Annotated in this window: 5 protein-coding genes; 3 read left to right on the top strand and 2 right to left on the bottom strand. The window is 61.4% G+C overall.

The features are described 5' to 3' along the window. The first annotated feature begins 101 nt into the window (after positions 1-101). Genes NUW23_15365 through NUW23_15355 form a run of 3 tightly spaced genes read left to right on the top strand, consistent with a single transcriptional unit; the run spans position 102 to position 3,095 of the window. Entirely contained in the window at positions 102-1,337 is a 1,236-nt protein-coding gene (locus tag NUW23_15365) for an ATP-binding cassette domain-containing protein (GenBank protein MCR4427537.1), read from the top strand. 33 nt (positions 1,338-1,370) lie between these two features. Further along, complete coding sequence (locus NUW23_15360; GenBank protein MCR4427536.1) at positions 1,371-2,183, top strand: ABC transporter permease; 813 nt, start codon at positions 1,371-1,373, stop codon at positions 2,181-2,183. Positions 2,184-2,231: 48 nt separating this feature from the next. Further along, the gene (locus NUW23_15355; protein ID MCR4427535.1) at positions 2,232-3,095 is read left to right on the top strand and encodes an ABC transporter permease; all 864 of its coding nucleotides are present in this window, start codon (positions 2,232-2,234) and stop codon (positions 3,093-3,095) included. Here NUW23_15355 and NUW23_15350 read toward each other — a convergent pair. Next, the gene (locus NUW23_15350) at positions 3,043-3,504 is read right to left on the bottom strand and encodes an iron-sulfur cluster assembly scaffold protein (GenBank protein MCR4427534.1); all 462 of its coding nucleotides are present in this window, start codon (positions 3,502-3,504) and stop codon (positions 3,043-3,045) included. The two genes, NUW23_15355 and NUW23_15350, sit on opposite strands and share 53 nt — an antisense overlap. Positions 3,505-3,574: 70 nt before the next feature. After that, positions 3,575-3,873: MBL fold metallo-hydrolase (locus tag NUW23_15345; protein ID MCR4427533.1), on the bottom strand; the 299-nt coding region annotated here is incomplete at its 5' end.

The following is a 3,873-nucleotide window of genomic DNA, read 5'->3' as shown; positions in this document are numbered from 1 at the left end:
ATTCTTGCATCATAAATCTTTATTCCTACATTGACATATTTAATTAGCCGCGCTACTATCTTCATAGCAACCCACCCAACCGAGCTTAGGGAGTGACTCTAATGGGACCTGGAAACGCGGTCGAAGTCGAGCATCTCAGGCGAACCTTCACCAAGAGGACTGCCGGGGGCATCTTCGGCCTCTTCCGGCGGCGGCAGGCGGACCCGACGCGCACAGCTAGCCCAACGCGCACAGCTAGCCCGACCCGCGCAGCTATCCCGACCCGCCCATCCGCCTCCGCGAGCCCGCCAGAGTCTGTCGACCCTGGCTCGCCGGCCGCCACGCCCACCCCCTCCCGGGTGGCCGCCGCGCCCGCCCCCTCCCCGACCACCGGCACCGCCCGCAACCGCGTCCGCGCGGACGCTCCTGCGGCCGACTCTGTTCTGGTCGCAGTGGACGACGTCAGTTTCAGCATCGGGCAGGGGGAGATATTCGGGCTGCTCGGGCCGAACGGGGCCGGGAAGACAACCACCATCAAGATGCTCTGTACACTCCTTGAGCCCACGTCCGGCACGGCCAGGGTCGCCGGGTTCGACGTCCGAAAGGACCCCGTGCGCGTGCGAGCGTCCCTCGGGACGGTCCTGACGGGGGACAGGAGCCTGTACTGGAAGCTCACCGGGAGAGAGAACCTCGAGTACTTCGCCGCCTTGCATAACGTCGACCGCTCCCGGACCGCCTCTCGTATATCTCAACTCCTCGAACGCTTCGACCTTTCGGACAAAGCAGACGAACTAGTGGAGCGCTACTCCACCGGCATGAAACAAAGGCTTGCCCTTGCCCGTTCGCTCCTGGCCGACCCGCCGGTCGTTCTCCTCGATGAGCCCACAGCCGGCCTGGACCCGCAGTCCGCCCGGAACCTTCGCGAGATCATCCGCGGCCTCAGGCGTGAGGGGCATACCATCCTCCTCACCACCCACTACATGGCCGAAGCGGACGAGCTGTGCGACCGCATCGCCATCATCGACCACGGCCGCGTCATCGCGCTGGCCCCGCCCGCGGCGCTCAAGGCCAGCGTGCGCCAGATGCACTCCTTGGAGGTCGAGATCGGCCGGCAACCTGACGGGATCCTTGCGGAGCTCAGAGGGCTCGAGCTGGTGCGGGGCGTGGAGTCGCGGCAATCCGGGAACAGCCACGAGACTTGGATCATCCGGGTTCTGACGGAGAACAGCAGAGAAACACTGGACGCCATGATCGACCTTCTCCGGGCGAGCGGAGAGCATATCCTGAACCTCAGAGTCTCCGAGCCCACCCTGGAGGATGTCTTCATCAACCTTACAGGCAAGTCCCTGAGAGATTGACCCCGGGTGCGGCCCGCCTAAGGAGTGACCTGCATGCGGACTTTCCTTGCAGTCGCGAAGCGCGAGTGGACCATTTTCTTCCGCTACCCTAGCTGGGTGGTCGCTCTCCTGGTCTGGCCCGTCCTCGCGCCGTCTCTCGCGGTCTTCACCGCGCGCGCCCTTGCCGGTCCAAGCGGGAGTGGGCTCGCGGTTTTTACCCAACACGCCGGAACATCTGATTACGCGGGGTTCATCATGACCGGCATGATCCTCTGGATGTGGCTGAACATGGTCCTCTGGGTTGTCGGCGGGAGCCTCAGGGCAGAACAGCAACGCGGGACCCTTGAATCCAACTGGATGACCCCTGCGAACAGGCTTGCCATTGTATTCGGATCAGGCCTCACCGGCACGGCCACAACAGCCCTGACTGTGGTTGTCGGAGTGGTCCTATTCAGGGTTCTCTGGGGAGTCCGTGTAATCCCAAGTCCCCTGCTCGCGCTGGTGTTTCTCCTCTCCACGGTGGCGATATACGGGCTCGGGCTGGTCTTCTCAAGCATGGTCCTGTTGCTCAAGCAGCTCAATGCCATGGTCTTCTTTGTCCGCGGGGTCTTCCTGGTCTTCTGCGGGATGTCATACCCGCTTTCGGTGCTTCCAGCCTGGATGAGGTCGGTGTCGAGGTTTCTTCCTCTCACCTACTCAATCGACCTTACACGCAGAGTAGGGCTGGCCGGGGCGGGGTTGGCAGAAGTCCGTTCCGACCTCGCGATCTTGGCCGTATTCGCCCTCGGACTCTTCGCCGCGGGATGTCTTGCGTTTCTTTCCGTGGACCGGACGGTCCGACGGAATGGGACACTCGGGCAGTACTGAACCGTCGCTCTGTGAATCGCGCAGAAGGAGGGCATTGGAGGGGTTCTGTTGGAAGGATTCCGCGTGAAACAGGTCATAGACTGGACGTCAACACAGATGAGGATCATACATGCCGTAGCCCGTAAGGACTTCCGCGTGTTCTTCAGATACCCGGCAGACGCAATCATGCGCGTCGTGGAGCCGGTGATGTGGCTGACTCCAGTCTACTTCATGGGGCAGGGATTCTCCGAAGGCGGCCGGGCCGTCGGGTTCGCAGGATTCACGGGGACGTCCGATTACTTCCTTTACGTCGTCGTGGGAGCTTTCATGGCAAGCTACATAAGCGCGGTCTTCTGGGGGATGGGGTTTTCCCTCAAGGAAGACATGACTCTCGGCGTGCTCGAGCCCAACTGGGTTTCTCCCGCTCCTCGCATGACCCTGATGGCGGGCAAGAGCTCGATGATGTTCATCATCACCACCCTGAACAGCATCGGGATCCTGATCGCCCTCGGCGTGCTCTTCGGGGTCAGGATCCCGTTCGGGTCGATGATACTCCCGGCCTTCATAGTCCTCGTGCCGATGCTCATCGGCTTGGCCGGGTTCGGGTTCGCACTCTCCGGGCTGGTGCTCTTGATGAAAGATGCGAACACTCTCGTGGACGTATCAAACTACGTCGTGGGCCAGCTCTCAGGCAGAGAGTTCCCGGTGACGGTGCTGCCAAGGCCTCTCTTGGCCGCTGCCCTCGCGCTTCCCACCACCTACGCGTTTGACGCCGTGCGCGGGCTTCTCCTCGGGACTACGACCCTCATGCCGATGCGCGCCGAACTCTCGATCCTCGTGGCATTCATGGCAGTCGCGACGGCGGGAGGGTATGTTGCCTTCAAGACCCTGGAGCAACATTGCCGCAAGCTCGGTCTGCTTGGGACTCATTGACCTCTGCCGAGCTATCGGACCCTTCGCGCTCGGTCCGGGAGCCGGTCCGGGAAATGTAGTCGAGAATCGCCATGCGGAGCGCAGCCGGACCAAGCACCGAACAGTGGATCTTCTGGTCCGGAAGTCCGCCGAGAGCCCGGACGATGTCATCCTCAGTAACCCCATACGCCTCTTCGAGAGTCTTGCCCATGGCAAGTTCAGTCGTTATGCTGCTGGTGCCTATGGCAGCCGGGCATCCGAACAACTTGAACTTGATGTCGGCGAGCTTTCCGTCCTTGACCTTGATGTGCATCTGAAGATAGTCGCCGCAATTGGGATCTCCGATTGTTCCAACCCCATCCGCGTCCGGTATCTCCCCCACGTTCCTGGGGTTGATGAAGTGCTCCAGGACTTTCACGTTGTAGAACATACGCCGACTCATCCCCGTTCCCGATTTCCCGACATCGCCTCATGTACAAGCCAGAACACAGCCTGATCATTCAGAACACGAACACGTCTCCGGCGCCACCGGAAACGAACCTGTCACCGAGCAAGCGCGCCATTTCTGCGCACGCTGCAAACCCCGTGCAATGAACGGGTATCACCTTCTCCACCCCAAGCTCGTTCATGGCCCGGATGGTAAGGTGGACACGGTTCATGCTGGCTTTCTCAAGGTGCATACCGCCTATCACGGCGTGTATCGAATCCGCACCAGTCAACCTCTTCAGGTGCCTTAGAGTATTGACCACACCAGCATGGCTGCAGCCCAGCACGACAACGAGGCCCCCAGGGGTCCTGA

It is taken from the genome of Bacillota bacterium (genome assembly GCA_024655925.1).
Classification (GTDB): domain Bacteria; phylum Bacillota; class DTU025; order DTU025; family JANLFS01; genus JANLFS01.
Note: the sequence above shows the minus strand (reverse complement) of the source record. Positions and strands in the feature narration are given on the sequence as shown.

Excerpts from the sequence above, each read along its gene's own strand:
- NUW23_15365 (MCR4427537.1), top strand. The coding sequence starts at position 102 with ATGGGACCTGGAAACGCGGTCGAAGTCGAGCATCTCAGGCGAACCTTC.
- NUW23_15360 (MCR4427536.1), top strand. The coding sequence starts at position 1,371 with ATGCGGACTTTCCTTGCAGTCGCGAAGCGCGAGTGGACCATTTTCTTC.
- NUW23_15350 (MCR4427534.1), bottom strand. The coding sequence starts at position 3,504 with ATGTTCTACAACGTGAAAGTCCTGGAGCACTTCATCAACCCCAGGAAC.